The sequence below is a fragment of the Massilia mucilaginosa genome (assembly GCF_011682145.1).
Classification (GTDB): Bacteria; Pseudomonadota; Gammaproteobacteria; order Burkholderiales; family Burkholderiaceae_D; genus Telluria_A; species Telluria_A mucilaginosa.
The window spans coordinates 1-324 of the sequence record NZ_WHJH01000289.1; the positions used below are offsets into that span (position 1 = coordinate 1).

A 324-nucleotide genomic window follows, 5' to 3' on the forward strand; every position below is an offset into this window, starting at 1 on the left:
ACCAAACTGATCGCCGTTCATGCTCTGAAAATAGGTCAGCCTGCAACCCGGTGGAAGCGCTACGGTGTAAGAGCCTGTTTTCTGGTTCTGGGCCAGCTGGAGATAGCCACAAACGCTGACAGGCTTAACGCCATAGTTGTTTACCTTGCCTGAGGCGTCCCATGTCTGAACTCCATATTCCGCCATCCAGTCCTCCTGAAAAAAAAGAGGCTCCGTAAGAGGCCTCCCGTTACCATGTTCCCGTGATTCTCCCGATCTGAACCCTCAACACATTGTTGGCATCCTTGACACTGATCGTTTGATTAGTCTGCTTCATCGCCCCTT

At 51.5% G+C, this 324-nt stretch carries 1 protein-coding gene; it reads right to left on the bottom strand.

What is annotated here, in order from left to right; genetic code table 11:
• A partial coding sequence (locus F2P45_RS35890; RefSeq protein ID WP_223164940.1) for a hypothetical protein occupies positions 1-186 on the bottom strand: 186 nt, incomplete at its 3' end.
• Positions 187-324 lie beyond the last annotated feature (138 nt).